23 protein-coding genes and 1 riboswitch are annotated in these 25,266 nt (G+C 72.6%); of the genes, 15 read left to right on the top strand and 8 right to left on the bottom strand.

Annotation, left to right across the window (positions count from 1 at the left end):
* Nucleotides 1-63: 63 nt before the first annotated feature.
* Nucleotides 64-175, top strand: a riboswitch (SAM riboswitch).
* Between the two features lie 37 nt (nt 176-212).
* The 10 genes from ACWGJB_RS01045 to ACWGJB_RS01000 all read left to right on the top strand — a co-directional run bounded on the left by ACWGJB_RS01045 (nt 213) and on the right by ACWGJB_RS01000 (nt 9,286).
* A complete protein-coding gene (locus ACWGJB_RS01045) occupies nt 213-371 on the top strand; it encodes a hypothetical protein (protein ID WP_360479225.1) in 159 nt (52 codons plus the stop codon).
* 205 nt (nt 372-576) lie between these two features.
* A complete protein-coding gene (locus ACWGJB_RS01040; RefSeq protein ID WP_453378180.1) occupies nt 577-1,557 on the top strand; it encodes an amino acid ABC transporter permease in 981 nt (326 codons plus the stop codon).
* A complete protein-coding gene (locus tag ACWGJB_RS01035; RefSeq protein ID WP_453378179.1) occupies nt 1,554-2,348 on the top strand; it encodes an amino acid ABC transporter ATP-binding protein in 795 nt (264 codons plus the stop codon). The genes ACWGJB_RS01040 and ACWGJB_RS01035 overlap by 4 nt, the downstream gene beginning before the upstream one ends.
* Nucleotides 2,349-2,411: 63 nt before the next feature.
* Entirely contained in the window at nt 2,412-3,437 is a 1,026-nt protein-coding gene (locus ACWGJB_RS01030) for an ABC transporter substrate-binding protein (RefSeq protein ID WP_453378178.1), read from the top strand.
* A gap of 56 nt (nt 3,438-3,493) precedes the next feature.
* Nucleotides 3,494-4,240 carry a GNAT family N-acetyltransferase gene (locus tag ACWGJB_RS01025; protein WP_453378177.1) on the top strand — a complete coding sequence of 249 codons (747 nt, stop codon included), beginning with the start codon at nt 3,494-3,496 and terminating at the stop codon, nt 4,238-4,240.
* 43 nt (nt 4,241-4,283) lie between these two features.
* Complete coding sequence (locus tag ACWGJB_RS01020; RefSeq protein WP_350785419.1) at nt 4,284-4,379, top strand: putative leader peptide; 96 nt, start codon at nt 4,284-4,286, stop codon at nt 4,377-4,379.
* A 105-nt stretch (nt 4,380-4,484) separates the two neighbouring features.
* On the top strand, nt 4,485-5,696 hold the full coding sequence (locus ACWGJB_RS01015; protein WP_453378176.1) for an LLM class flavin-dependent oxidoreductase: 1,212 nt from the start codon (nt 4,485-4,487) through the stop codon (nt 5,694-5,696).
* Nucleotides 5,697-5,716: 20 nt separating this feature from the next.
* On the top strand, nt 5,717-7,090 hold the full coding sequence (locus tag ACWGJB_RS01010) for an NtaA/DmoA family FMN-dependent monooxygenase (RefSeq protein WP_453378175.1): 1,374 nt from the start codon (nt 5,717-5,719) through the stop codon (nt 7,088-7,090).
* Entirely contained in the window at nt 7,087-8,169 is a 1,083-nt protein-coding gene (locus ACWGJB_RS01005) for an LLM class flavin-dependent oxidoreductase (RefSeq protein ID WP_453378174.1), read from the top strand. Before ACWGJB_RS01010 ends, ACWGJB_RS01005 begins: the two co-directional genes overlap by 4 nt.
* Nucleotides 8,162-9,286: an LLM class flavin-dependent oxidoreductase gene (locus ACWGJB_RS01000; protein ID WP_453378173.1), complete on the top strand. Its 1,125-nt coding sequence runs from the start codon at nt 8,162-8,164 to the stop codon at nt 9,284-9,286. The genes ACWGJB_RS01005 and ACWGJB_RS01000 overlap by 8 nt, the downstream gene beginning before the upstream one ends.
* Nucleotides 9,287-9,289: 3 nt before the next feature.
* Here ACWGJB_RS01000 and ACWGJB_RS00995 read toward each other — a convergent pair whose 3' ends face one another.
* The 5 genes from ACWGJB_RS00995 to ACWGJB_RS00975 form a co-directional block, all read right to left on the bottom strand.
* Nucleotides 9,290-10,360 carry a phosphotransferase enzyme family protein gene (locus ACWGJB_RS00995; RefSeq protein ID WP_453378172.1) on the bottom strand — a complete coding sequence of 357 codons (1,071 nt, stop codon included), beginning with the start codon at nt 10,358-10,360 and terminating at the stop codon, nt 9,290-9,292.
* Complete coding sequence (locus ACWGJB_RS00990) at nt 10,357-11,118, bottom strand: ABC transporter ATP-binding protein (RefSeq protein ID WP_453378171.1); 762 nt, start codon at nt 11,116-11,118, stop codon at nt 10,357-10,359. The genes ACWGJB_RS00995 and ACWGJB_RS00990 overlap by 4 nt, the downstream gene beginning before the upstream one ends.
* On the bottom strand, nt 11,115-11,879 hold the full coding sequence (locus ACWGJB_RS00985; protein WP_453378170.1) for an ABC transporter permease: 765 nt from the start codon (nt 11,877-11,879) through the stop codon (nt 11,115-11,117). The genes ACWGJB_RS00990 and ACWGJB_RS00985 overlap by 4 nt, the downstream gene beginning before the upstream one ends.
* Entirely contained in the window at nt 11,876-12,913 is a 1,038-nt protein-coding gene (locus ACWGJB_RS00980; protein ID WP_453378169.1) for an ABC transporter substrate-binding protein, read from the bottom strand. Before ACWGJB_RS00980 ends, ACWGJB_RS00985 begins: the two co-directional genes overlap by 4 nt.
* Nucleotides 12,914-13,029: 116 nt before the next feature.
* Nucleotides 13,030-13,950 (bottom strand): ABC transporter substrate-binding protein, encoded by a 921-nt coding sequence (locus ACWGJB_RS00975; protein ID WP_453378168.1) that lies wholly within the window; start codon nt 13,948-13,950, stop codon nt 13,030-13,032.
* 409 nt (nt 13,951-14,359) lie between these two features.
* Between ACWGJB_RS00975 and ACWGJB_RS00970 the strand changes: the two genes are divergently transcribed.
* Complete coding sequence (locus ACWGJB_RS00970; protein ID WP_453378167.1) at nt 14,360-15,208, top strand: sulfurtransferase; 849 nt, start codon at nt 14,360-14,362, stop codon at nt 15,206-15,208.
* Nucleotides 15,209-15,443: 235 nt separating this feature from the next.
* On the opposite strand, the gene absR1 is transcribed toward ACWGJB_RS00970, so the two are convergent.
* Nucleotides 15,444-16,523 carry a beta-glucuronidase AbsR1 gene (gene absR1, locus ACWGJB_RS00965; protein ID WP_453378166.1) on the bottom strand — a complete coding sequence of 360 codons (1,080 nt, stop codon included), beginning with the start codon at nt 16,521-16,523 and terminating at the stop codon, nt 15,444-15,446.
* Nucleotides 16,524-16,617: 94 nt separating this feature from the next.
* Between absR1 and ACWGJB_RS00960 the strand changes: the two genes are divergently transcribed.
* A complete protein-coding gene (locus ACWGJB_RS00960; protein WP_453378165.1) occupies nt 16,618-18,345 on the top strand; it encodes a LuxR family transcriptional regulator AbsR2 in 1,728 nt (575 codons plus the stop codon).
* A gap of 118 nt (nt 18,346-18,463) precedes the next feature.
* Here the strand turns inward: ACWGJB_RS00960 and ACWGJB_RS00955 are convergent, their stop codons facing one another.
* Nucleotides 18,464-21,028: a CHAT domain-containing protein gene (locus ACWGJB_RS00955; protein ID WP_453378578.1), complete on the bottom strand. Its 2,565-nt coding sequence runs from the start codon at nt 21,026-21,028 to the stop codon at nt 18,464-18,466.
* A 152-nt stretch (nt 21,029-21,180) separates the two neighbouring features.
* On the opposite strand from ACWGJB_RS00955, the gene ACWGJB_RS00950 reads away from it, so the two are divergent.
* From ACWGJB_RS00950 to ACWGJB_RS00940, 3 genes are read left to right on the top strand one after another with little or no spacing between them, the layout of a single operon-like run.
* A complete protein-coding gene (locus ACWGJB_RS00950) occupies nt 21,181-22,620 on the top strand; it encodes a S8/S53 family peptidase (protein ID WP_453378164.1) in 1,440 nt (479 codons plus the stop codon).
* On the top strand, nt 22,617-23,255 hold the full coding sequence (locus tag ACWGJB_RS00945) for an RNA polymerase sigma factor (RefSeq protein WP_453378577.1): 639 nt from the start codon (nt 22,617-22,619) through the stop codon (nt 23,253-23,255). The genes ACWGJB_RS00950 and ACWGJB_RS00945 overlap by 4 nt, the downstream gene beginning before the upstream one ends.
* A complete protein-coding gene (locus ACWGJB_RS00940; RefSeq protein ID WP_453378163.1) occupies nt 23,252-23,731 on the top strand; it encodes a hypothetical protein in 480 nt (159 codons plus the stop codon). Before ACWGJB_RS00945 ends, ACWGJB_RS00940 begins: the two co-directional genes overlap by 4 nt.
* A 13-nt stretch (nt 23,732-23,744) precedes the next feature.
* Here ACWGJB_RS00940 and ACWGJB_RS00935 read toward each other — a convergent pair whose 3' ends face one another.
* Entirely contained in the window at nt 23,745-24,968 is a 1,224-nt protein-coding gene (locus tag ACWGJB_RS00935) for a cytochrome P450 (protein WP_453378576.1), read from the bottom strand.
* Nucleotides 24,969-25,266: the final 298 nt, after the last annotated feature.

The following is a 25,266-nucleotide window of genomic DNA, read 5'->3' as shown; positions in this document are numbered from 1 at the left end:
GTTTCGCCAGCCGGACAGGCGTTGACATTCGTTCGGGCGGCTGCCTAACTTACGGACCAGAACGGTCAAGAGCGTCAGCGTCAAGCCCTGGCTTGCTGACCGGCAACCCTCGCACCGCGGTGGGGTGCCCCAGGTGACGACCGGACCGGATGACGATGTTCGGTAAGCGCGAGGCCCCCAGGGGCCGCCACAACAGCGACAGGTGACGGGACATGTACGCAGCCTCCAGGTCGGCCGAGGGCCGCACCCAGGGCTGCGTACAGCCGTATCCGAGCCCGCTGGTCGCCGACCGCGCCGTCGACCTGCTCCGCGTCAACAGCGCCCTGTGTAGCGCGTGTACCGCACCGGGCCGCGCCCGCTGTCGGGTCTGACCAGGCCTTTCCGCCTCGCCCGCAGCGTGGCTCCCGCAGCCTCGCGTCCCAGCGTCCTCGACGAAGCACCGGCCGCCCCGGTGCGCAGCCGTCCGCCCCATCCCGTGTCCCGCGCGCCCCCGCGCACCTGTGCCGTGTCCCGACGCGGTCCGGTGCCGCGGCCCGGCGGTGTGATCCGGGGTGTCCGACTCCGCCGGAGCCCGCCATGAGTGAACCCCCAGGCGTCCTGTCCGTGGCCGAGGCGCCACCGCCCACTGACACGCCGTCAAAGCCTCCGAAAAGTCAGCGAGTTCAGCCGCTGCGCCGACCCGGCCGGTGGATCGCCACCGCCGTCGTCCTGGTGCTCGTCGCGCAGTTCGTGCACGGGCTGGCCAGCAACCCCTTCTACCAGTGGGACCGCTTCCGCTACTGGTTCCTGCGCCCCACCATCCTCGACGGGCTCGTCGTCACCCTCGAAGTCGCCGCGCTCAGCGCCGTACTGGGCCTGCTCGGCGGGGTCGTACTGGCCCTCGCGAGGCTCTCCGGCAGTCCGGTGCTGCGGGCGGTGAGCTGGACCTACACCTGGCTGTTCCGCTCGGTCCCGCTGATCGTCCTGCTGATCTTCCTCTACAACTTCTCCGCCCTCTACAAGACGCTCAGCCTGGGTGTGCCCTTCGGCCCGTCCTTCGTCAGCTTCGACGAGTCGAAGCTGGCCACCGACATGGCCATCGCCGTGATCGGCCTCAGCCTCAACGAGGCGGCCTACGCGTCCGAGGTGGTGCGCGGCGGCATCCTCTCCGTCGACCAGGGCCAGCACGAGGCGGCCGCGGCACTCGGCCTGCCCAAGGGCTACCAGTTCACCCGGATCGTCCTCCCGCAGGCCCTGCGCTCCATCGTGCCGAACTACGTCAACCAGCTCATCGGCCTGATCAAGAGCACGTCCCTGGTGTTCTACGTCTCGCTGCTCGACCTCTTCGGCTCGGTGCAGTCCATGGGCAGCACCTACCCCGGTGACATCGTGCCGCTGCTGCTCGTCGCCACCGTCTGGTACCTGATCCTGACCAGCGCCGTCTCCGTCGTGCAGTACTACGTCGAGCGGTACTTCGCCCGCGGCGCCACCCGCACGCTGCCGCCGACCCCCCTCCAGAGACTCCGCACCGGCCTGGCCGGCCTGCGGGAACGGATACGCCGGGAGGCCGCCGTATGACCACCGCACCGGAGAAGGCACCGGACATCGCGCCGGCCGCCCTGGAGATCCACGGCGTCCACAAGTCGTACGGCGCCCACCGCGTCCTCGACGGCATCGATCTGACGGTCCGTCCCGGCGAGGTCACCGTCGTCCTCGGCCCGTCCGGCTCCGGAAAGTCCACGCTGCTCCGGGTCGTCAACCACCTGGAGAAACCCGAGTCCGGCCACGTCAGCGTCGGCGGCGAGCTGATCGGGGTCAAACGCCACGGCGACGGTCTCAAGGAGCTGAGCGAACGCGCCATCCTGGCCCAGCGCAGCCGGATCGGCTTCGTCTTCCAGAACTTCAACCTGTTCCCGCACCTGACGGTCCTCGACAACGTCGCGGCCGCCCCCGTCGCCACCGGAAAGCTGACCAGGCCGCAGGCCCAGCAGCTGGCCAAGGAACTCCTCGAACGGGTCGGCCTCGGCGAGCGCGTCGGCGCCTATCCACGCCAGCTCTCGGGCGGCCAGCAGCAGCGTGTCGCCATCGCCCGCGCCCTCGCGCTGCGCCCCGGGATCATCCTGTTCGACGAACCGACCTCCGCGCTCGACCCCGAGCTGGTCGGCGAGGTCCTCGCGGTCATCAAGGACCTGGCGTCCAGCGGCACCACCCTGGTGATCGTCACCCACGAGATCGGCTTCGCCCGCGAGGTCGCCGACCGGATCGTCTTCATCGACGGCGGAAAGATCGTCGAACAGGGGCCGCCCGCCGAGATCCTCGACCATCCGCGGCACGAACGGACCCGGGACTTCCTGCGCAAGGTCCTCTGAAGAACCTCCCCCTTTCATTTCCCGCTCGAACTCTCACCTTTCGCTCGAACACGAAGGACAGCCATGCCCACGCTCCTCTCCCGACGCAGCCTGATCCGCGGCCTCACCACGGCGACCGCCGTCGCGACCCTCGCCACCGGGCTCACCGCCTGCGGGGGCGACAGCGACGCGGCCACCACGACCGGCAGCGCCAAGAGCGGCGAGGTCGTCATCGGGCAGGTCTCCAACGGCGCCGCCCAGCAGACCACCATCAAGGTCTCCGAGGTCAAGTCCATCAGCGCCGAACTGCCCGCCGCCGTCCGCAAGAGCGGCAAGCTCGTCATCGGCGAGGGCGCCCTGCCCGCCGGATTCCCGCCGCTGGCCTACGTGGGCAGCGACCAGAAGACCCTCACCGGTTCCGAACCCGACCTCGCCCGGCTGGTCGCCGCGGTCTTCGGCCTCACACCCGAGGTGAAGAACTTCACCTGGGAGAACATGTTCGTCGGCATCGACAGCGGCAAGGTCGACGTGGCCCTCTCCAACATCACCGACACCGAGGAGCGGAAGAAGAAGTACGAGTTCGCCTCCTACCGGCAGGACAACCTCGCCTTCACCGTTGCGAAGAAGAGCACCTGGAACTTCGGCGGGAACTACGAGAACCTCGCCGGCAAGACCGTCTCCGTCAGCGCCGGCACCAACCAGGAGAAGATCCTCCTGGAGTGGAAGGCCAAGCTGGCCAAGGAGGGCAAGAAGCTCACGGTCAAGTACTACCAGGACAGCAACAGCGTCTACCTGGCCCTCAACAGCGGCAAGATCGACGCCTACCTCGGCCCCAACCCCGGCATCGCGTACCACAACAGGCAGACCGCGAACACGCCCAACGCCACCCGCACCGCGGGTACTTACTCCGGCGCGGGCGGCAGCCTCCAGGGCCTGATCGCGGCCACCGCGAAGAAGGACAGCGGACTGGCCAAGCCGCTCGCGGACGCCATCAACTACCTGATCGGGAACGGCCAGTACGCCGAGTGGCTCAAGACCTACAACCTCTCCAACGAGGCCGTCGCCAAGTCCGAGGTCAACCCGCCCGGACTGCCGCTCGACAACTCCTGATCGGCCGTCAAGAAGCATCCTGTAGAACCTGCAAGGCGAGAAAGGACCCCGCCTCCGTGACCCTCCAGACCGACCTGCACGGAAGCGGGGCCCCGCTCGCACCCGACCCGGCCCCGCTCGACAACGCCGTCTGGTCGGCCCTCACCGGGCCGCACACCCACCTTGCGGAGAGGGCCGGCCGGGCGGCCCGTTACGCCGACGACGTCTACGCCTGTGCCGCCCTCGCCGACGCCACCGACCCGGACGCCTGGGCCGACCTGCGCACACTCGTCGGCCCGGGAACGATCGTGAAGATCAAGCCGGTCGAGGAGGCACCGCCCGGCTGGGAGGTGGTCGGCGGCGGGACCGGTGTGCAGTTCGTCGACACGGCGCTGCGAGCCGAGCCCGCCCCCGAGGCGGTACGGCTCGGGCCGGACGACGTGCCCGAGATGCTGGACCTGGTCGCCCGCACCGAGCCCGGCCCGTTCCGCAGGCGGACCGTCGAGATGGGCGCCTACCTCGGCATCCGGCACCGCGGACGGCTCATCGCCATGGCGGGGGAGAGGCTGAGGCTGCCCGGCTGGACGGAGATCAGCGCCGTCTGCACCGACCCGGAGCACCGGGGCCGGGGCCTGGCCACCCGGCTGGTCCGCGCGGTCGCCGCCGGTATCCGGGAGCGTGGCGACACACCGTTCCTGCACGCGGCCCCGGGCAACACGGGCGCGATCCGGCTGTACGAGTCGATCGGCTTCACCGAGCGGCTGCGCACCCGCATCCTGCTGGTGCGCAGCCCGGGAACAACCACGGAAACCGGTCTGTTGTGACTCACGACGAGATGTACGCGGAGCAGGCGGGGAGGTGCGGGACGTGACACGTGTCCTCAGTCCCAGCCGCCGTACCGTCCTGCACTCCCGGCCGCACATCGACCTCCAGCGCGTGGCCGGCGCGCTCTGTTGTTCCTGACCCTCCCCCCGGACTTCGGCCGGGGGACCCCCATCTCCCTGCGCTCGCCCGCCGCGCCCCTGACTTCGGTGCGCCCTCGTACGGACCCCTCAGGAAGGCACCCCTGTGTCATCTCCCGCTTCCCACCTGCACCTCGCCGTCGCGCTGGACGGTACCGGCTGGCACCCCGCATCCTGGCGCGAGCCGGTCGCCCGCCCCCGCGACCTGTTCACCGCCGGATACTGGGCCGATCTGGTCGCCGAGGCCGAGCGCGGTCTCATCGACTTCGTCACCATCGAGGACGGCCTCGGCCTGCAGTCCTCGCACTACGGCGAACCGGACGGCCGCACCGACCAGGTCCGCGGCCGGCTGGACGCCGTCCTGATCGCGTCCCGGATCGCGCCGCTGTCCAGTCACATCGGCCTGGTGCCGACGGTGATCGCCACCCACACCGAGCCGTTCCACATCTCCAAGGCGATCGCCACCCTCGACTACGTCAGCACCGGCCGCGCCGGCCTGCGGGTGCAGATCTCCGCCCGCCCGCACGAGGCGGACCACTTCGGCCGCCGTACCTTCCCGCCGATCGACCTCGCACAGCTGCGGTCGCCGGCCGGGCAGCAGCGGCTCACCGAGCACTTCGACGAGGCCGCCGACCACGTCGAGGCCGTGCGCCGGCTCTGGGACAGCTGGGAGGACGACGCGGAGATCCGGGACGCGGCCACCGGCCGCTTCATCGACCGCGACAAGCTGCACTACATCGACTTCGAGGGCCGGCACTTCAGCGTCAAGGGCCCCTCCATCACCCCTCGCCCGCCGCAGGGCCAGCCGCTCGTCACCGCCCTCGGCCACCAGACCGTCCCCTACCGGCTGATCGCCCGGCAGGCCGACGTCGGCTACGTCACCCCGCAGGACGGTGCCGACGCCCGCGCCATCGTCGCCGAGATCCGCGCCGAGCAGGAGACCGCCGGCCGGGCCGACGACACCGTGCACGTCTTCGGTGACCTCGTGGTCTTCCTGGACGACGACCAGGCCGCGGCCGCCGCCCGCAAGGAACGCCTCGACGCCCTCGACGGCGGCGAATACCGCAGCGACGCCCGGATCTTCACCGGGACGGCGGCCGAACTCGCCGACCTCCTCGAGGAGTTCGCCGCCGAAGGCCTCACCGGCTTCCGGCTGCGGCCCGCCGTCCTCGGCCACGACCTGCCGCGCATCACCGCGGACCTGGTCCCCGAACTCCAGCGCCGCGGCCGGTTCCGCACCGCCTACGAGGCCGACACCCTGCGCGGCCTGCTCGGGCTCGCCCGCCCCGCCAACCGCTACGCCGCTGCCACCGCCTGAGCCGGAAGGACCGCACTCCCATGAGCAAGCCCCTGAAGCAGATCCACCTGGCCGCGCACTTCCCCGGCGTCAACAACACCACCGTGTGGAGCGACCCGGCCGCCGGCAGCCACATCGAGTTCAGCTCCTTCACGCACTTCGCGAAGACCGCCGAACGCGCCAGGTTCGACTTCCTGTTCCTCGCCGAGGGCCTGAGGCTGCGCGAACAGGGCGGGAAGATATACGACCTGGACGTCGTCGGCCGCCCCGACACCTTCACCGTGCTGGCCGCGCTGGCCGCCGTCACCGAGCACCTCGGGCTGACCGGCACCATCAACTCCACCTTCAACGAGCCCTACGAGGTGGCCCGCCAGTTCGCCAGCCTCGACCACCTCTCCGGCGGCCGGGCCGCCTGGAACGTGGTCACCTCCTGGGACGCCTTCACCGGCGAGAACTTCCGGCGCGGCGGCTTCCTGCCGCAGGACGAGCGCTACTCCCGCGCCAAGGAGTTCCTCGCCACCGCGAACGAGCTCTTCGACTCCTGGCACGGCGACGAGATCCTCGCCGACCAGGCCACCGGCACCTTCCTGAGCGACGCCAGGGCCGGCTCCTTCGTGCACAAGGGCGCCCAGTTCGACATCCACGGCCAGTTCAACGTGCCGCGCTCCCCGCAGGGCCGCCCGGTGATCTTCCAGGCCGGCGAGTCCGACGAGGGCCGCGAGTTCGCCGCGTCCGGTGCCGACGCGATCTTCAGCCGGTACGCCACCCTCGACGCCGGCCAGGCCTTCTACACCGACGTGAAGTCCCGCCTCGCCAAGTACGGCCGCCGCCCCGACGAACTGCTGATCCTGCCCGCCGCCAGCTTCGTCCTCGGCGACACCGACGAGGAGGCCGAGGAGATCGCCCACCAGGTGCGCCGCCAGCAGGTCAGCGGCGCGACGGCCCTCAAGCACCTGGAGTTCGTCTGGAACCGGGACCTGTCGTCGTACGACCCCGAGGGACCGCTGCCCGACGTGGACCCGCTGGTGAGCGAGGAGCACATCTCCCGGGGCCGCGCGCAGGTCCGGATGTACCGCGACCCGATCGCCATCGCCCGTGAGTGGCGCGAGCTCGCCGAGGCCAACAAGTGGTCCATCCGCGACCTCGTGATCAACACCGGCAACCGGCAGACCTTCGTCGGCTCCCCGGCCACCGTCGCCCGCACGATCAACGACTTCGTGCAGGCGGACGTCTCCGACGGCTTCATCCTGGTCCCGCACATCACCCCCGGCGGCCTCGACCTCTTCGCCGACACGGTCGTACCGCTCCTCCAGGAACAGGGCGTCTACCGCACCGAGTACGAGGGCACCACACTGCGCGACCACCTCGGCCTCGCCCTCCCCGACGCGCCCCGCGGCGGGCGGGTGGCGTCGTGAGGTTCCTGGCGATCACCCTGATCGTGCACCGCCCGGATCCGGTCACGGGGAGACAGAAGTCCACCCACGAGCGGTTCCGCGAGGTCCTCGACAACGCCGTGCTCGCCGAGGAACTGGGCTTCGACGGCTTCGGGGTGGGGGAGCGGCACGAGCGCCCGTTCATCTCCTCCTCGCCCACCGTGGTGCTCAGCCATGTCGCCGCGCTCACCCGGCGCATCCGGCTCTTCACCGCCGTCACCACGCTCAGCCTGCTGGACCCGGTGCGGGCGTACGAGGACTACGCGACCCTCGACCACCTCTCCGAGGGCCGCCTCGACCTGATCATCGGCAAGGGCAACGGCACCGCCCAGCGTGAGCTGTTCCATGTCACGCCCGAGGACCAGTGGGACCGCAACGCCGAGAGCTACGAGGTGTTCCGGCGGCTGTGGCGGCAGGACAAGGTGACGGCGAAGACCAGGTTCCGGCCGGAGCTGACGGACGCCGAGGTCTGGCCGCGCCCTTACCAGCGGCCGGTGCGGGTCTGGCACGGCAGCGCCACCAGCAAGGAGTCCGTCGACCTCGCCGCCCGCTACGGCGACCCGCTGTTCTCCGCGAACGTCACCAATCCCATAGAGCCGTACGCCGAGTTGATCCGCTACTACCGGGAACGCTGGGAGTACCACGGCCACGACCCGGCGGACATCGCAGTCGGCGCGGGCACGGCAGGCGTCCTGGTGGCGCCCACCAGCCAGCAGGCGCTGGCCGCCTACCGCCCGGTGTTCGAGGCGAACCTGGCCTTCTTCCGGCGGGCCGGACTGCCGGTCGTCTTCGAGACCCTGGAGGACTTCGTCGAGCGCAGCTCGGCGCTGATCGGCAGTCCGCAGCAGGTCATCGAGAAAGTGCACCGCTACCACGACCAGTTCGGGCACACGGTCCTCCATCTGCACGCCGACGCCGGCGGGCTGACGGACACCCAGCACCGCGACTCGCTGGAGCTCTTCCAGTCGGCGGTGGCCCCGGTCCTGCGCAAGGACATCCCCGACCCACCGTTCCCGTGGGCCCCCGTACTCCCGGCCGCCGAGGAGCCCGCACATGGCTGACATCCCGCTCGGCGTCCTCGACCTGGTGCCGGTCCCGAGCGGTGCCACCGCCGCCGACGCGCTGCGCAACTCCATCGAACTCGCCCGGCGCACCGAGGAGTTCGGCTACTCCCGCTACTGGTTCGCCGAGCACCACCTCAACCCGGGGGTGGCCGGCACGTCCCCCGCGGTGGTCCTGGCGCTCACCGCCGCCGCGACCTCCACCATCCGGCTCGGCTCCGGCGCCGTACAGCTCGGGCACCGCACCGCGCTGTCCACCGTCGAGGAGTTCGGCCTCCTCGACGCCCTGTATCCGGGCCGCCTCGACCTGGGCCTCGGCCGCTCCGGCGGCCGCCCGCCCGCGGAGAAGACGCAGAGCCCGACGACGACCCCGGTGGTCGACGGCCGGGCACCGGGCGGCCTGGTCATCCCGCCCCGTTTCTCCTTCGCCCGCCTCCTCGGCTCCCCGCGGATCGCGCTCCACCGCAAGCTGCTGCTGCTCCCGGGTGCCGAGTCCCAGGACTACGCCGAACAGATCGACGACATCCTCGCGCTGCTGGCCGGGACCTACCGCACCGAGGACGGCGTCGAGGCCCACATCGTGCCCGGCGAGGGCGCCGAACTCGAGGTGTGGATCCTGGGCAGCAGCGGCGGCGAGAGCGCACAGGTCGCGGGCGAGCGGGGCCTGCGCTTCGCCGCCAACTACCACGTCAGCCCGGCCACGGTCCTGGAGGCGGTGGACGGCTACCGGTCGTACTTCCAGCCCTCGGACGGTCTCGACAAGCCGTACGTCAGCGTCTCCGCCGACGTCGTGGTCGCCGAGGACGACGCGAGCGCCCGCGAACTCGCCACCGGGTACGGCGCCTGGGTCCGCAGCATCCGCACCGCCGAGGGCGCCATCCCCTTCCCCACCCCCGACGAGGCCCGGGCCCACGTCTGGACGGACGAGGACCGGGAGCTGGTCCAGGACCGCCTCGACACCCAGTTCGTGGGCAGCCCGCAGCACGTAGCCGACCGTCTGGAACAGCTCCAGGAGGCCACCGGCGCCGACGAGTTGCTCATCACGACGATCACCCACGACCAGGCCGACCGGGTCCGCTCCTACGAACTCCTCGCGGCGGAATGGCGTCGGCGCTGAGGCTCACACCTGCGCGGCCACCAGCTCCAGCAGCCGGTGGCCCGCCCGTCCCGAGAACCACTCGGCATGGCCGACGTAGTACTCGTACGCCAGCCGGGCGTTCTCCCGGGACCGGGTGACCCTGTGGAAGTAGTCCAGCTCGGACAGGGCGAACTCGGCGTGCACGAGCGGCAGGAGGGCGGGCAGGGCCGCCGACTCGGCGGCGGTGAGCGGGCGTACCGACTGGTATCCGTGCAGCAGCTCGATCGCGTGCTTCTCCTGGACCGGGCGGTCGGGGGCCAGCCACTGCACGGTGTTGCGTTCCAGGGCCGTGGCCAGGTCGTGCACCGCGGTGGTCCGGTCGCTCATACCGAAGTCCAGGACCGTGGCGACCTCACCGTCCTCGCCCCACAGGAGGTTGGAGGCGTGCCAGTCGTTGTGGGTCCACAGGGGGGTGAGACCCGGGAGGTGCGGGGCCAGGCGCTCATGGAGCGGGAGCAGCACACGGTGGGTGTCCTCGTGCCAGGGAAGGTCCGCCAACGCCCCTGTCAGTCCGGGCCGTTCGGCCGTGTACGTCTTCAGCGCGGCCCAGGGGTCCGGTGCCGCGAACACCGTGAACGAGGCGATCAGCGGCTGCGGTGAGCGGCGCGGTGCGGCGAAGCCCTCCGCCGCCAGGTGCAGCCGGGCCAGCGCTTCGCCCGCCGCCCGGGCATGAGCCGTACCGCGGAACGGCGACCAGGACAGCGCGTCCCGGTACAGGTCCGTGCCGGTCCCGGTCGAGTGGACCTCGTACGTCCACTCGCCGCGCACCACCAGGTCCAGGACCTCCACCACCGGTGCCCCGCGCTCCCGCAGATGGCGCAGGAAGGCGTGTTCCTCCGCCAGGCCCCGTGGGGTGCGTACGCAGACATGGTGGCGTTTCACGAACAGCCGCCGTCCGTCCCGTTCCACCACGGCAGCCGCCGACAGTGGACGCGGACTGCGCCACACCACCCGGGCAGGACCGGTGACGGCCGTGACCTCGGTGTCGGTCAGCGCCGGCCAGTCCGGCTCGACCGGCTCGGTGCCCAGACCATGGGCGAGATGCGAAGTCACGGCGTTCCCACCGCCGTCGTGCCGCGCAGGGAGTCCAGGATCCGGCGTTCCGTCGCCGCGAACTCGGGCGCCGTGAAGTCGTCGGCGCCGCGCGGACGGGGCAGCGGGACCTCCACACGGTCGACCACCGTGGCCGGGCGCGGGGACAGGACGTGGACGGTGTCGGCGAGCAGCACCGACTCCCGGATGTCATGGGTGACCAGGACGACCGTCCAGCGGTGGCGCTGCCACATGCCGGCCAGCCACAGCTGCATCTCGGTGCGGGTCAGCGAGTCCAGCGCGCCGAACGGCTCGTCAAGGAGCAGCACCGGCCGCTCCAGCACCACCGTGCGCAGCAGCGCGGCCCGCTGCCGCATGCCGCCGCTGAGCTGGGACGGATACGCCAGCTGGAAGCCGTCGAGGCCGAAGTCGGCGAACAGCGCACCGGCCCGCGCCCGCGCCTCCTTCTTCCGCACGCCCTGCGCCTCCAGGCCCAGCGCGGTATTGTCGAGGACCGTCCGCCAGGGGAACAGCAGGTCCTTCTGCGGCATGTAGGCGACCTTGCCGGATTCCACCCCGGCCGGCTCGCCCTCCACCAGCACCCGTCCGGAGGTCGGCCGGTCGAGCCCCGACACCAGGTTGAACAAGGTGCTCTTGCCGCTGCCGCTGGGCCCGATCACGGCGGCGAACTCGCCTGGTTCCACGGTGAGTTCGAGGTCGCGCAGGACGTCGAGGTCCCCGAACGACTTGCTCACCCGCTCGACACCGAGACCGCTCATGGCCGCCGCTCCTTCCGTTCCCAGGGCAGCACCAGCCGCTGCAGCAGATAGGTCGCCCCGAACAGCGCGATGCTCAGCGCGGCCGTCACCGCCACCGCCGCGAAGACGAGGTCGGTCCGGAACGCGCTCTTCTGGGCCTGCATGTAGATCCCGAGCCCCGATTCGGCGCCCGCGTACTCGGCGAACACCGCGCCGACGACGGCGTAGGTGATGCTCACCCGCAGCCCGGCGAAGAAGTACGGCATCGCGCTAGGCACCCGCACCAGCCGGAACGCCCGCCAGCGCCCGGCGCCGAGCGAGCGCAGCAGCCGCATGGCCTCCCGGTCGGTCGCCGCGAAGCCCGCGGCCAGGTTGGCGGCCAACGGGAAGAACGTCGTCAGCGTCACCACCAGCATCTTCGGCAGCAGTCCGAAGCCGAACCAGATGATCAGCAGCGGGGCGACCGCCACGATCGGGATCGTCTGCGAGGCGACCAGCAGCGGGTACAGGCCCCGGCGGGCGGCGGCGGAGAAGTCGAGCAGCACGGCCACCAGCCAGGCCGCCGCGAACGACAGCGCGAAGCCGAGCAGCGTCTCCTGGAGCGTGGGCAGCGTCTGGTCCCACAGGTCCTGGCGGTTCGCCCAGCCCTGCTCGGCCACCCGGGCGGGGGAGGGCAGCGTGGTCGGGTCGACACCGGCCGCCGTCACGTACAGCTGCCAGCCGCCGACCACCACGGCCAGCACCAGCAGGGGCGGCCACAACGACCGCAGTACGGACCTCACTTGGTGTCCGGGAGGTAGGCGTCGGTGAAGAACGTCGAGGTGTCCGGAGCCTTGGTGAGCTTCTTGCCGTTCGCGTCGACGAGCAGCCCGGCGTCGTACTCGAAGTCGGCGAAGGCCTTCCAGCGCGCGGCGCTCTGGGTGCCGGTGGTGCCGTCGGCGCCCTTGTAGTACTCCTTGGCCAGCAGCTTCGAACTCTCCTTCACCAGTTTCGTGTTGGTGAGCACGCTCTTGTTGGCGGCGATGAGCAGGTCGGCGGCCTGGTCGGGGTTCCCGGCCGCGTAGCGGTAGCCCTTGTCGACGGCGGCCAGGAACTTCCTCGCCACCGCCGGGTCCTTCTTCAGGAACTGGTCGGAGGACGCGATCAGCGTGGAGTAGATCGCCGGGAAACCGTAGTCGGAGAGCTGGAAGTCCTTCAGCGGCTTCCCGCTGAGCTTGGCCTCCAGTCCCTCCCAGGTCGGCATCGGCATCGCGAAGTCCGCCTTGCCCGCGTACAGCGCCGCGTAGGCCGAGGTGTTGAGGGTGACCTGCTTGAAGTCACCCTTGCCGCCCGCGTTCTTGATCACCTTCTGGAGGAGCGGCTTCTCGTAGGGGGCGCCGAACCCCGCGTACGTCTTGCCGTCCAGGTCCTTGGGCGAGGTGATGTCGGTGCGGTCGGCGCGCACCGAGACGGTCACGTCCGTCTTCTGCGTGACGGCGTAGACGGAGGTGATGTCCTGGCCGGCGGCGCGGGCCGTGGTGACACCCTCCTGGTAGGAGATGCCGAAGTCGGCCTTGTGGTTGGCGATCAGGGTCTCCGGCGCGGTCGAGCCGTAGGGGATGATCTTCAGGTTGATCCCGGCGTCCTTGAACCAGCCCTTGGCCTGGGCGACGTAGATGCCGGTGTGGTTGGTGTTGGGGGTCCAGTCCAGGGCCAGGGTGACGGTGGTGGTGCCGTCCTTGGCGGCGGCCGTGGAGTCGGCGTCGGCCGAGCAGGCGGTGGTGACGGCGAGCAGTGTCAGGGCGGCGAGGGCCGGCAGCGCGGTGCGGCGGAGCATGGTGGAGGGTCCTTCGTACGGGGAGGGGAGCCGGGCGGCGGTGCTGAGCGGTCAGGCCCGACACAGCGCGCTGTCCACCCGCTTGAAGTCGACGGCGAGCCGCCGGGTGAGCAGGGTCATGCGGTCACGTCCAGCAGGCTGTTGGTGAAGGACCGGTTCCAGTCGTGGTCGTGCTCGATGGCGCCGTTCTCGGCGAGCCAGTGCGCGTAGGGCCCCATACGGCCCTCGTCGATCACACCCCAGCGCCCCTGCGGATCGGTCCACGTGGGCGCGATCAGGGCGAGGGAGCGGGCGATGAGCGGGCGCGGGAAGTACGGGATGACCCGCTCCAGCATCTCCAGGGTGGCGTCGGGCTCCCCGGCGGCGGTGGCGTATCCGCGGGCCGTCACGGTCAGGAAGTCCCGTACCAGGGACGGCTGTTCGTCGCGCAGCCGCTCGCTCGTGCCGAGCAGATAGCTGTGGTAGCGGGGCGCACCGATCTCATCGACCGGCCAGGTCAGGCGCCGCCGCTCGGGCAGGTCGCCGCGCAGGGCGTCCCAGGACCAGTAGTTGCCGAAGGTCGCGTCCGCCTCGCCCGCCTCGATGTCGTCCACGGTCAGCTCGCGCGCGCCCGCGTCGACCGTGATCACCTCGTCCGGGTCGCCGCCGTCCGCCGCCACCAGATGGCGGACCATGGCCCGCCCGCGCGGGGTCGGGTTGAAGGCGAGACGGCGGCCGGCCAGGTCGCGGGGGCGGCTGATGCCGGTCGAGGTCGTGGTCTGGATCGCCTCCAGACCGCGATGGTTGACGGCGGCGACCGCGACCAGCGGCTGGCCGAGTGCCGCCCGGCGGGCGAGCAGCCGGTTCGGCGGGAAGATCCCGAAGTCGACCTCGCCCCGGGCCAGGTACTCCAGCGTGTCCCCGCGCCCCGGATCCTGCACCACGAGTTCGACGTCCAGCCCCGCGGCCGCGTACCAGCGGTGGGCACGGGCGACGTAGAGGCCGGCTGAATTAGGCCATGGATGGAAATAGTCGAGCATGACCCGTATGTGCGGCATGGGGGTACTCCGAAGGCGGTGTGCGCAGGCGCGAGAGGGTGAGCGGGATGCGGGGGAGGCGGCGGTCAGCGGGACCGGCGACACCAGGTGCGACAACAGCGGGCGCGACGACGACAGGAGCAGGCAGCGCGGTGAGGCACCGGGGACTGCGGCTCTACTGCTGTGGACACGTGTACTCCTACGCGGGGCGCAAAGCGCTTCTGATGCGGTCGGCGTCCCCATGGGGACCGCGCCCGCGCTCGGCGAACGGATCCCAGACGCCCTCTCAGCCCGGTCGGGGAGGGGCTCCCGCGTAGATGGCCGAAACCATAACCGCAGCTCCCGTGTGCCGCGCAAGCCGCGTCCGTCATGTGGGACGTCGCTGCCCATTCAGTGAGACGTCCAGGTCACGGGCGTACGATCGGCCGCCATGACCACCCTCCTCCCCGGCCCCCTGGTCGACGACACCTGGCTCGCGACCCACCTGGACGACCCGCGGCTGGTCGTCCTCGACGCCACCGCGCTGCTGCCCTCCCCGCGCCACGACGGCGACCACCGCTCCGCCTCCGGCCGCGCCGGCTGGGCCGAGCGCCATGTCCCCGGCTCCCGCCATGCCGACCTCACCGGGGACCTCTCCGACCCCGGCGCGCCCTACCACTTCGCCGTTCCGGCCCCGGACGCGCTGGCCGCCGCGCTGGCCCGGCTGGGTGTGGGGGAGGGGACCGAGGTCGTCGCATACGACACCGGCGGTGGCATCTGGGCCGCCCGGCTGTGGTGGATGCTGCGCGCGATCTCGGTACCGGCCGCGGTGCTGGACGGTGGCCTGGCCGCGTGGGAGGCGGCTGGGCGGCCGGTGGCCACGGGTGACGGCGTCCCCGAGCCTGCCGCCGTACCGGTGACGCCGGTGCCGCGGGCCGAACTCTGGTCGGACATCGAGGAGGTGGCGGCGATCAGCCGGGGGGAGCGGCCGGGGGCGCTGGTGTGCGCGTTGCCCTCCGGGGGGTACGCCGGGTCCGTGCCCAGCCGGTACAGCCGGCGGGGTCATATTCCGGGGAGCTTCAGCATTCCCGGTCGAGGGCTGCCGCCCGCCGAACTCGACGCGAAGGTGCGGGAGTTGGGTGATGCCTCGCCGGTGGTGCTCTACTGCGGTGGGGGGATCTCGGCGGCGGGGGCGGCGCTTGCGCTCACGCTGCTGGGCCGTGAGGACGTGTCCGTGTACGACGGTTCGCTCGAGGAATGGGCCAAGGACCCCTCTCGGCCGCTGGAGCTGGGCGGATGAGGGGTGGGGTGGACGCGGTGATGCGCCGGGTGCGGGTGCGTGGGGGCCGGTCGCGCCCACGCGGCGGAGCCGCATGTCGACAGGGTCCGGCGCCCCTGGGGCTTATCCCCGGCGGAGTGAAAGGCGCACCGGTAGGGCCGCGGCACGTATCCCTCCCCCGAAGGCTACGTGCCGCGACCGCTTCCCCCGGCGCCGGACAGTGGTCCGACCCCCGCGTCACGGCCCTGTGCCGGTGTCACCAGCACATGACCGCTGTCTCCCCCGACCCCCACGTGGAATGGAGACGGACGCGGACGAAGTAGCGTCGGCCCTTGACGAGCCGGACCCTGATCCCGGCGTTGTGCGGGGTGCCCCCGTCGTCGTGGCCGGTGAGGTAGCGCGGTTCCCCGTCGCGCTCCTCGAAGACCACGACCACGGAGTCGCTCTCTCCGAAGGTGCCCACGCGGTACACGCGGGTCTCCGGCGGCTCCACGGCGAAGTCCGCCTGCTCGCCCGGGCCGAGGCCGAGCGGCGCCGAACGGAACGGCAGCAGCGCGGCCGGGGCGTCGGCGGGCGGGTACCAGCGGAGCACGAACTCCTTGTCGGCCGGGGACAGCGCACCCGGCGGATACAGACCGTTGTGGTACTGCTCCGGCTCCAGGACCAGCCCCGGGCCGAGGGGGAACTGCATCACGGACTGCGGATCCCACACCGGGCCGTTGGCCTCGGCCGGGTCCAGCTTCCGCAGGATGTTGAAGTCCGTCCTGTCCCGGCTCCAGTGGTTCGGCGGACCGGCGAGGTCGGTGTAGACCGCCTCGTCGTCCCAGTGGACCCCGGCGAACGGGCTCTGGTGCTCGTGCCGCATCCCGAGCGCGTGCCCGATCTCGTGCAGGGCCGTCCAGCGCCCGCCGGCCTCGGTCAGGTCCCAGCCCAGGTTCATGGTGCGCTCGCCGGCGCCCACCGAGAGCGCGTCCCGGCCCACCGCCGACCAGGAGCCGTCGCCCAGCTGGAAGCCGATCCGCAGCTCGGCCTCGCACCGGTCCGGGACCTCGGTGAACGTCACCCCGATGCCGAGGTCCTGCCACTCCCGGAAGCACTCACGCACCACGTCCCGCTGCTCCTTGGCGCCGGCCCACGGCACCCGGCGGGTCTCCCCGGTCCCCGGGACCGGGATCACCGAGGCGTCGGTGTCGGCATCGAAGAAGTAGTAGTGCAGGACGGTGCCGTTGACCCACATCCGCCGCCCGCCGGTCAGCGCGCCCAGCCGCTCGGCGGCCAGCCCCGGGGCGAACGCCGGGACCGACTGCCGCGCAAGCGAGCAGTAGCGTCGGGTCATGCGCCCAGACTGCCGTTCCCCCCGGCCGGCCGCCTGAGTCGGGAGCTACTCAAGTCCCCCTGTATCAGGGCTGAGTAACGCGACTCATACTCACGTGACGAGTTACGAACAGGATGCGCGGACCCTCCAACCGCCCTGGCCGTTCACCGGCCGGGAGGACGAGCTGGAGCTGGTCAGGCGGTCGCTGGGGATGGGCCGGCAGGGAGTCGTGGTGACCGGACCGGCCGGCGGCGGCAAGACCCGGCTGATCACGGAGGCCGTGCGGGGCACCGACTGCGTCCGGGTGACCGGCACCCCCGAGACCTCCGCCCTCCCCTTCGCGGCGTTCGCGCACCTGCTCCCCGGCCGGCTCTCGCTGCCCGCCGCGATCCAGCACCTCTTGGGGGTACGGCTCCTCGTCGTCGACGACGCCCACCTCCTCGACGAGGCCTCGGCCGCCCTTGTCCACCAGCTCGCCGTGCACGGCCGCACCCGGCTCGTGGTGGCCGCCGCCGACCCGGCGGCCGTCCCCGGCGCGGTCTCCCGGCTGTGGACCGGCGAACTCCTCACCCGTCTCGCCCTGGAGCCGCTGCCGTACGACGAGACCGCCCAACTGCTCGCCGGCGGCGGCCTGGAACCGCTCACCGTGCGCCGGCTGCACCGGGTGTGCCGGGGCGATCTGCGCCTGCTGCGGGACCTGCTCGGCGCGCTGCGCGAGTCCGGTGCGCTGACCCGGGTGCCGGACACCGCCGAGTGGGCCTGGCGCGGCCCGCTGCCGCTCACCGCGACCGTACGGGACCGGATCACGCCCCTCCTGGACCGGCCGGACCCCGGTGAGCGCGACACCCTCGAACGCCTCGCCTTCGCCGAGCCCTTGCCGCCGCATCTCGACGACGGCCTCGACCTCGGCATCCTCGAACGGCTGGAGACCCACGGCCTGATCCATGTCGACGACCGGGGCGCGGTCCGCCTCGCCCATCCGCTGCACGGCCCCGCGCTGCGCGCCCGCGCGGGCCGGCTCCGGGGCCGCCGCCTGGCCCGCACCCCGGGCCAGTGCGAACCCGCCCTGAAGGGCGAGCAAGAACAACTCGCGCAAGGTATCGACCACTTGGACGTACGGGAGGTGCCGGCCCCGGTGGGGGAGTGGCTGGCCGCGGGAGGCCTGCCCGTACCGGCCGGGTACGCGGCCGTGCGTGCCCGGTACTCGCGGCTTCGGGGGGAGCTGCGAGAGGCGGCGGCGTGGGCGAGGGAGGGACTGCGGACGGCGCCGGGCGACGCCTCCTGCCGTACCGAACTCGCCCGTGCCGCCGCCGAGTCGGGGGAAGCTGCCGTAGTGCGCGGGGACGGGGGTCTCGCGCACTACGGCGCAGTACGGCTGGGGGAGCCGGCGGCGGCCGCCGGGCGGCTGGACGGTGTCTTGGCCCGGCACGCGGAGGCCCTCGCGCGGGGCGACGGCCCCGCCCTGGACCAGGCCGGCGAGGCGCTGGCCGAACGCGGTCTGCTGCTGTTCGCGGCGGAGGCGCACGCCCAGGCGGTCCGCGCGCACCGCGACCCGCGGGCCGCCCGGATGTCCCGCACCCGTGCCGTCGCCCTCGCCCGCCGCTGCCAGGGCGCGCGCACCCCGGCCCTGTCCGGACTGGTCCTCGGTGAACTCACCACCCGGCAGCGGCAGATCGTCACGCTCGCCGCGGCCGGCCTCAGCAACCGCCAGATCGCCGAGCGGCTGACCCTGTCCGTACGCACGGTGGGCAACCACCTCTACAGCGCATACACCCGCCTCGGCGCGAGCGACCGGGCGGCGCTGCCGTGGCTGGTGGAACAGCCCGAGCAGAAGTCGGCGTGACGCTCCGGAGCCCCGAAGGGGCGCGGGGAACTGCGCGACCAGCCACGACGGCGCCACACCCCGACGACGGTCCTGCACGGCGCCCCCGCCGAACCGCAGCCGACTTGGCCCGGTCCGCTCAGGCCGCCCCGAAGGCCGCGAACGCCCACCCCGTCGCCTGGTGGACCGCGTCGCCCGGCAGGGCGGCCCGGGCGTCCCGGAGTGCTTCCGCCAGAGACAGGCCGGCGCCCAGGCCCTTGTGCAGGGCCAGCATCAGCGGGACCACGGCCGCGTCGTTGACCGGCGCGCTGCTCGCCACCACGCCGGCCGTGCCCAGCGGCAGCAACGCCGTGACCAGGCCGAGGAGTTCGTCGGCGCCGACCGAGGCGAGGCGGGCGGTGTCGCAGCTGGAGAGGATGATCCGGTAGGGGCTGCGGGCCAGACGCTCGAAGTCGTGGACGATCAGCGGGCCGTCGGCCATGCGCAGCGAGGAGAAGAGCGGGCTGTCGGCGCGGAAGGTGCCGTGCGCCGCGATGTGCGCCAGCGCCGCCCCGTCCAACTCGTCCAGGACAAGCGGAACTTGGGCCTCGGCGTGTTCAAGGATCCGTGCCGTCGCGTACCGGCCCGCCACCTCGGGCACCTCCGCGCCGCCGGTCGCCAGTCCCGGCCCGCGGACCAGCACATGGCGGCCGCCCGGCGGCGGCTCGGTCTCCCGGGCCCGCAGCCAGCTCCCCGCCGACGGTGACACGCTGAGCACCCGCTCCCGCAGCGAGGGCAGCAGGGCCCACGGCACCCGGTGCAGCGCCCCCGGCGGGACGATCACCACCGGCCCCGAGCCGAGCTGGTCCGCCGCCGCGCCCAGCAGCAGCTCCTGCAGCCGCCGCCCGGCCGCCTCCACCACCGCCAGCCGTCCCTCCGCCCCCGGATGCGCCAGCCGTCGCAGCCCCGCCTGGACGTGCTCCGCCTCGGCGACCGCCTCCGCCAGCGGGCCGCCCGCGAAGCGCCGTACCCGGCCCTGCCCGCACAGCAGGATGTGCACCCGCCCGTCCAGCACGGCGAGTTCGACCAGGCGGGCGTCGCCGAGCCGGTCGAGCAGCCGGGCCGGGTCGAAGCGGTCGCCACCGCCGGGGGCCTCACCGTGGATGTGGTGGGTGCGGGAGCGGATCTCCCCTTCCAGACGGCGCTGTTCGCGCTCCAGGGCGGGCACCGGACGGCCCTGCCTGCGGGCGTCCTCCGCGCGGGACGCGATCTCACGGAACGCGGTGAGCGAGGTGAGCAGGGCCGGGTCGGCGGGCGGCCGGGTCGGGGGAGTGGACAGGACCGTGGCCCGCCAGCGTTCGCTCCACTCCAGGAGCCGGCGCGGTCCGCCGTGCGCCAGGCTCGCCTGCTGGGCCAGCGCGGCCAGCTCCGCGCCCTGTGCGGTGGCCCGGGCCCGCAACTCCGAGGCGCCCAGCGTCATCCGGTGGTCGTCCAGGACGTCCAGGCCGCGCCGGCAGGCCTCCAGCACGCCCCGCCGCGAACCGGCCGCCCGGGCGCGCAGCGCCTGTGCCGCCCAGCCGGTCATCCGGGCCAGCGGCGGTCCGCCGTGTCTGCTGCGCGCGGCCACCGCCAGATGCCGTTCCGCGTCCGCCGTCCAGCCCAGCGCCAGCGCGATCCGCCCCGCGAGCAGCGAGGCCTCCGGCGCGGCCGGCGCCCCGAAGGACGCCAGCTGGTCGGCGACCGCCGCCGCGTCCTGCACCAGCCGTCCCGAAGCGGCCCCGCCCGCCACCCGCGCCTCGATCAGCACCAGCCGGGCATGCGTCTCCCACCAGCTGCGCCGCTGCCCCGAGAAGAGCCGTACGGCGACGGCGGCACGGGCGATCGCGGTCGGCGCGTCCCCCACCGAACGCGCGGCCCGGGCGGCGGCCAGCAGCAGCTCGGCCTTGCGCGTGGACTGCCCGCCGAGCCGGTCCAGCGCCGCGATGGACGCGTCCGCCTCGGCCAGCGCCTCGGGCGCGAGCCCGGCCGCCATCAGCACCTCACAGCGCCGGATGTACAGCATGAACGTCGGTGTGCCCAGCTCGGCGTACCGCTCCTCGGCCTCGGCGAGCAGCCGCAGCGCCGCCGGGATGTCGCCCGCGCGGAACGCGGCCAGGCCCCGGCTCTCCACCGCGTCCGCCTTGTCGTGCTCCTGGCCCGTCGTCTCCCACAGCAGCTCCGCCGCCGTGAAATCCGCGTCCGCCCGGTCCACCGCGCCGAGGGCCAGATGCACGGTGGCCCGGAGGGTCAGTGCCCGGGCCGTCCAGATGACGTCGTCGGCCTGCCGCAGCACCGGTATCGCCCGCCGTACGTCCTCCAGGGCCTCCTTGTGCCGGCCCAGCACCCACCAGACGTACGCCCTCCGGTACAGCACCCGGGCGCGGGTGTGCCCGCTGCCCCGCGCGACCCCGCGCTCGAACGCGGCCAGCCCCTCTCGGGTGCGCCCCGCGTGCACCAGCGCGACCCCCAGAGTGGCCAGGACGTCCGCCTCCCGCTCCGCCGAGTCCGCGCGCGCCGCGAAGTCCCGGGCGCGCCGCAGGTGGTCGAGGGCGACGCCGAGATCCCCGAAGTCCCGTTGCCAGATGCCGATGACCTGGTGGGCGATGGACGCGTCCAGCGGCGACGGATCGGACCGAAGGACCCGCTCCGCCCGTGCCAGGGCCTCGCCGGGGGCGGCGAACACCATCGGCAGAAGTTCCGTAACCGATTCGCTTCGCGCAGTCACCCCTCGGATGGTAGTGGCCTGGGCATACATGCCCCACTGGTTTGGCGCTGTATCAGGCGGCAGGCGCGAGACTCTGACTGAAGAACGCCGTTTCCGGGGGAGGACGACAGGCCATGGCACCTCAGCGATTCCACGAGCAGTTCGATCAGATCCAGCGCTCCATGCCGGACGTTCCGCTGGCGATGGGGCCGGACGACTCCGCCGAGTTCTTCTACGAGAAGGGGGTCGTCCTCGCCCGGGACGGTGAGGAGGCCCGGGCCGTCGAGGACGCCGTGCGCGCCCACTTCACCGCCACCACCGGCCTGATCGCCGACCGGGTGCGCCGGGCGGGCCCGGAGACCAACCGCACCGGAATCACCCGTATCCAGGTCGGCGACCCGAACCACGGCGACCGGACCGGCGACCGTGCGGTCGGCCACGCGCTGCGCGCGCTGCGGGAGGCGGAGGGCCGCGCCGGACGCCGACTGGTCAGCCGTAACCACGTCGTGTCCACCACGGTCAACGCCTGCAACCCCGCCGAGCCGCTCCCCGCCCTGCTCACCCAGACGCCCAACCCGCAGCCGGTGGACGGCGCTTACGACCCCGACACCGCCGTCGGCGTCCTGGTGATCGACACCGGTCTGGTGCACGACTACCGCAGCTACCCGCTCCTCGACCGGGTCCAGGGCGACCCGCAGCTGACGGAGACGGATGCCGACGGCATCCTCCAGCAGTACGTCGGCCACGGCACGTTCATCGCCGGACTCGTCGCGGCCCTCGCCCCCAACACCGACATCACGGTCACCAACACCCTCAACGACGCGGGGGCCATCCTGGAGTCGGAGTTCGGTGCGAAACTCTTCGAGGCGGTCGACCGGCATGGGTGGCCCGATGTCATCAGCCTCTCCGCGGGCACCCCGAACGGCAGCACCGACGGGCTGCTCGGCGTCGAGAGCTTCATGCAGGCCCTGCTCGACCAGCCCGGCACCCTGCTGGTCGCCGCCGCCGGCAACAACGGCAGCGCCACCCCGTTCTGGCCCGCCGCCTACGCCGACCTGCCCGGCTACGAGAACGCGGTCCTCTCGGTCGGCGCGCTGCGCAGCGACGGCGAGTACGGCGCCTGCTTCACCAACCACGGCGGCTGGGTCAAGGTCTACGCCCCCGGCGAGCAACTCACCAGCTCCCTGGCCGGCTTCGCCGCGCCCGTGCCGTACGTGTACCAGCACACCACCTACGAGGCCTGCCGGTTCGGCTTCACCTACGCCTGCACCTGCCAGTACCCGCGCCACACCGGCGTGTTGACCGACACCGGGACCACCGGCCCCGGCAAACCGGACCAAGTGATGTTCGAAGGGTTCGCACAGTGGAGCGGAACGTCGTTCGCCACCCCCATCGCCGCCGGCCTCGTCGCCGCCCGGATGACCGCGCACAAGGAGTCCGACCCGCGCGCCGCACGCACCCAGCTGCTGGAGAGCGGCACGGATTACGCCGAGGTGCGCGGGGCCCATGTACCGGCGCTCCGCCCGGCGAGCTGGCAGCCGGTCCCGGTCGTACGGCTGGCTCCTCCGGCCTGAGTTCCGGAACACTCCCCTCCACGGCGTACCATGACTGGCCGTACACGAGGGGTGGGACCGTGGACCGAGCAGAGGTCGGCGCGTTGGTCCAGTCCGCCGTCGACGGCGACGCGGCGGCCTGGAAGGCGCTCGTGGAAGGGCTGAGCCCACTGGTGTGGTCCGTGGTGCGCGCGCATCGGCTCTCCGACGCGGACGGGCACGAGGTGTACCAGACCGTGTGGTTCCGCTTCGCCCAGCACCTGGGCCGGATCCGGGAACCCGACAAGGCGGGCTCCTGGCTGGCCAGCACGGCACGCAACGAGTGTCTGAAGGTGATCCGCGGGCTGACCCGGCTGCTGCCGACCGACGATCCGCAGGTCCTGGACCGGGTCAGCGAGGTCCGTACGCCCGAGCAGTCCCTGATCGACGCGGAGGACCAGGCGGACGAGGCCGAGCGGATCCGTCTGCTGTGGCAGGAGTTCGAGGAACTCGGCGACCGGTGCAGGCAGTTGCTGCGGGTCCTGATGGCCTCGCCGCCGCCCAGCTATGTCGAGGTGTCCGTGTCGCTGGGTATCGCGGTGGGCAGCATCGGCCCGCTGCGCCAGCGCTGTCTGCGCCGGCTGCGGGCCCGGCTCGACGCGAGGGGTGCGGTATGAGCGACGACGGTTTCCCGGTGGCGGAGGACTTCGACGGCGCCGACTTCGACGCGGACCTCCTGGAGGAGGAACTGCGCCAGGCGGCCGTCGTCCTCGACCCGCTCCCGGCCGGGCTGCTCCAACTGGCCATGGACGCCTATGTGCTGCACGACCTGGAGGCCCGGGTCGCCGAGCTGACCTTCGACTCGCTGGTCGACGCCATCCCGGTCAGAGGGGCCGAGGCCCCGCCCCGGATGCTGACCTTCCAGGCGGGCGATCTGACCGTGGACATCGAGGTCACCGACGAGGGACTGCTGGGCCAGGTGCTGCCCCCGCAGTCCGCGCGGATCGAGGTGCTCGGCGGTCCGGCGGCGGTGCGCCCGCTCACGGCCGACGGCATGGGCCGGTTCGCCAGTGACACCCCGCCCGCCGGCCCGTTCGCGCTCCGGCTGCGGACCGGCGGGGACGTGATCGTCACGGAGTGGCTGCGGGCCTGAGTCCGGCTCCGACTCACCAGGTGACGGGCAGGGTCAGCGGCCCCCGGATCATCGTCCTGCGGCGCCACTCCACGTCCTCGGCCGGCACCGCGAGCCTCAGCCCCGGCAGCCGGTCGAGCACGGTGTCGACCAGCAGTTCGGTCTGCAGCCGGGCGAGGACCGCGCCCGTGCAGTAGTGCGGACCGTTGCCGAAGGCGAGATGCGGGTTGGGCTCGCGGTCCGGGACGATACCGTGCGGGTCGGGGAAGACGGCCGGGTCGCGGTTGGCGGCGAGATAGGAGACGTACACCGGATCGCCGGCCGCGATCCGGGTGCCGTCGCCCAGCTCGACGTCCGCCAGGGCGATCCGGGCCAGCCCGACCGTGCTGCGGTGCGGGATCCAGCGCAGCAGCTCGTCAATGACCGGCCCGCGCTCCACCGCCGGGTCCCGCAGCCGCGCCATCAGCTCCGGGCGAGTGAGCATCAGGTAGAGCATCTGACCGCAGTTGTGGGTGACCGCCTCACCGCCGATCTGCAGCGGACCGGCCAGCCCGACGGCCTCCTCCTCGCCGATCTCGCCCCGGGCCACCGCACCCCCGAGCAGTGAGTACACGTCGTCGCCCGGGCCGCCGGCCCGCGCGCGTACCGTCTCGGTGATCCACCCGTACAGCCCCCGCTTGGCCCGGTCGGCGGCCTCGGCGCCGCCGGAGGTGGAGATGATCTGCCGGGTCCAGGCGTGCACCCGCTCCCGGTCGGTGTCCGGCACCCCCATCACCTCGCTGACCACCGTGATCGGGAACGGCTCCAGCACCCGCTCGATCAGATCGGCGGGCGGCCCCTCCCGCACCACCCCGTCGACCAGTTCGTCGAGGATCTCCTGCGCCCGGGGCCGCAGCCGCTTCATCGCGCCGACCGTGAAGGCACCGGCGACCGGCTTGCGCAGCCGGTTGTGGTCGGGCTGGTCGGCCCAGGCCAGCGAGCCGGGACGGGGCGCGAAGTGCGGCGCGAGCCGGGTCACCTGGCGCCGGGTGACCTCGGTACGGCTGAACCTGGGGTCGTTGGTGACCGTCCTGACGTCCTCGTACCGGGTGGCGAGCCACGCCCAGCCCTCACCGAACGGCAACCGGATCCGCGTCACCGGCGCTTCCCGCATCAGCGCGGCGAGGATCGGGTCGAACTCGGTCCCCTCCAGGTCGTACGCGGGCCAGTCCCGTACGGGCGGCGCCGCCGGGCAGACGGACGGAGCCGGTTCCGTCATCGGAGGCGGGGCCGGTTCCGTCGTCGTGAGCCCGGCCGGCTCCGTGGGCGTGGGCGCGGATATCTCCGTGGTCATGCCTCCACGGTCGTACGGCCCTCACCTCGTGTCCTGCGGGAATGCTCCAGCCGGAGGGTCAGCGGCCGGCGCAGTCCACCAGCGCGGCGAGTGCGGTGGCGGGGGGGGGGGGGGGCGCCCCCCCCCCCCCGCCCCCCCCCCGCCCGGCTTGGTACCGCCCGCTGTAGTGTAACATGGGCCCGACCCGCCGCGGGGTCCCCGGGAAATAACACGGCGCAAACTC

Source organism: Streptomyces sp. NPDC054813 (assembly GCF_053611365.1).
Note: the sequence above shows the minus strand (reverse complement) of the source record. Positions and strands in the feature narration are given on the sequence as shown.

Excerpts from the sequence above, each read along its gene's own strand:
- ACWGJB_RS00980 (WP_453378169.1), bottom strand. The coding sequence starts at position 12,913 with ATGCTCCGCCGCACCGCGCTGCCGGCCCTCGCCGCCCTGACACTGCTC.
- ACWGJB_RS00970 (WP_453378167.1), top strand. The coding sequence starts at position 14,360 with ATGACCACCCTCCTCCCCGGCCCCCTGGTCGACGACACCTGGCTCGCG.
- ACWGJB_RS00940 (WP_453378163.1), top strand. The coding sequence starts at position 23,252 with ATGAGCGACGACGGTTTCCCGGTGGCGGAGGACTTCGACGGCGCCGAC.
- ACWGJB_RS00950 (WP_453378164.1), top strand. The coding sequence starts at position 21,181 with ATGGCACCTCAGCGATTCCACGAGCAGTTCGATCAGATCCAGCGCTCC.
- ACWGJB_RS01040 (WP_453378180.1), top strand. The coding sequence starts at position 577 with ATGAGTGAACCCCCAGGCGTCCTGTCCGTGGCCGAGGCGCCACCGCCC.
- ACWGJB_RS01045 (WP_360479225.1), top strand. The coding sequence starts at position 213 with ATGTACGCAGCCTCCAGGTCGGCCGAGGGCCGCACCCAGGGCTGCGTA.
- ACWGJB_RS00935 (WP_453378576.1), bottom strand. The coding sequence starts at position 24,968 with ATGACGGAACCGGCTCCGTCCGTCTGCCCGGCGGCGCCGCCCGTACGG.
- ACWGJB_RS01035 (WP_453378179.1), top strand. The coding sequence starts at position 1,554 with ATGACCACCGCACCGGAGAAGGCACCGGACATCGCGCCGGCCGCCCTG.
- ACWGJB_RS00990 (WP_453378171.1), bottom strand. The coding sequence starts at position 11,118 with ATGAGCGGTCTCGGTGTCGAGCGGGTGAGCAAGTCGTTCGGGGACCTC.
- absR1 (WP_453378166.1), bottom strand. The coding sequence starts at position 16,523 with ATGACCCGACGCTACTGCTCGCTTGCGCGGCAGTCGGTCCCGGCGTTC.
- ACWGJB_RS00955 (WP_453378578.1), bottom strand. The coding sequence starts at position 21,028 with ATGGTGTTCGCCGCCCCCGGCGAGGCCCTGGCACGGGCGGAGCGGGTC.
- ACWGJB_RS00975 (WP_453378168.1), bottom strand. The coding sequence starts at position 13,950 with ATGCCGCACATACGGGTCATGCTCGACTATTTCCATCCATGGCCTAAT.
- ACWGJB_RS01010 (WP_453378175.1), top strand. The coding sequence starts at position 5,717 with ATGAGCAAGCCCCTGAAGCAGATCCACCTGGCCGCGCACTTCCCCGGC.
- ACWGJB_RS01000 (WP_453378173.1), top strand. The coding sequence starts at position 8,162 with ATGGCTGACATCCCGCTCGGCGTCCTCGACCTGGTGCCGGTCCCGAGC.
- ACWGJB_RS01030 (WP_453378178.1), top strand. The coding sequence starts at position 2,412 with ATGCCCACGCTCCTCTCCCGACGCAGCCTGATCCGCGGCCTCACCACG.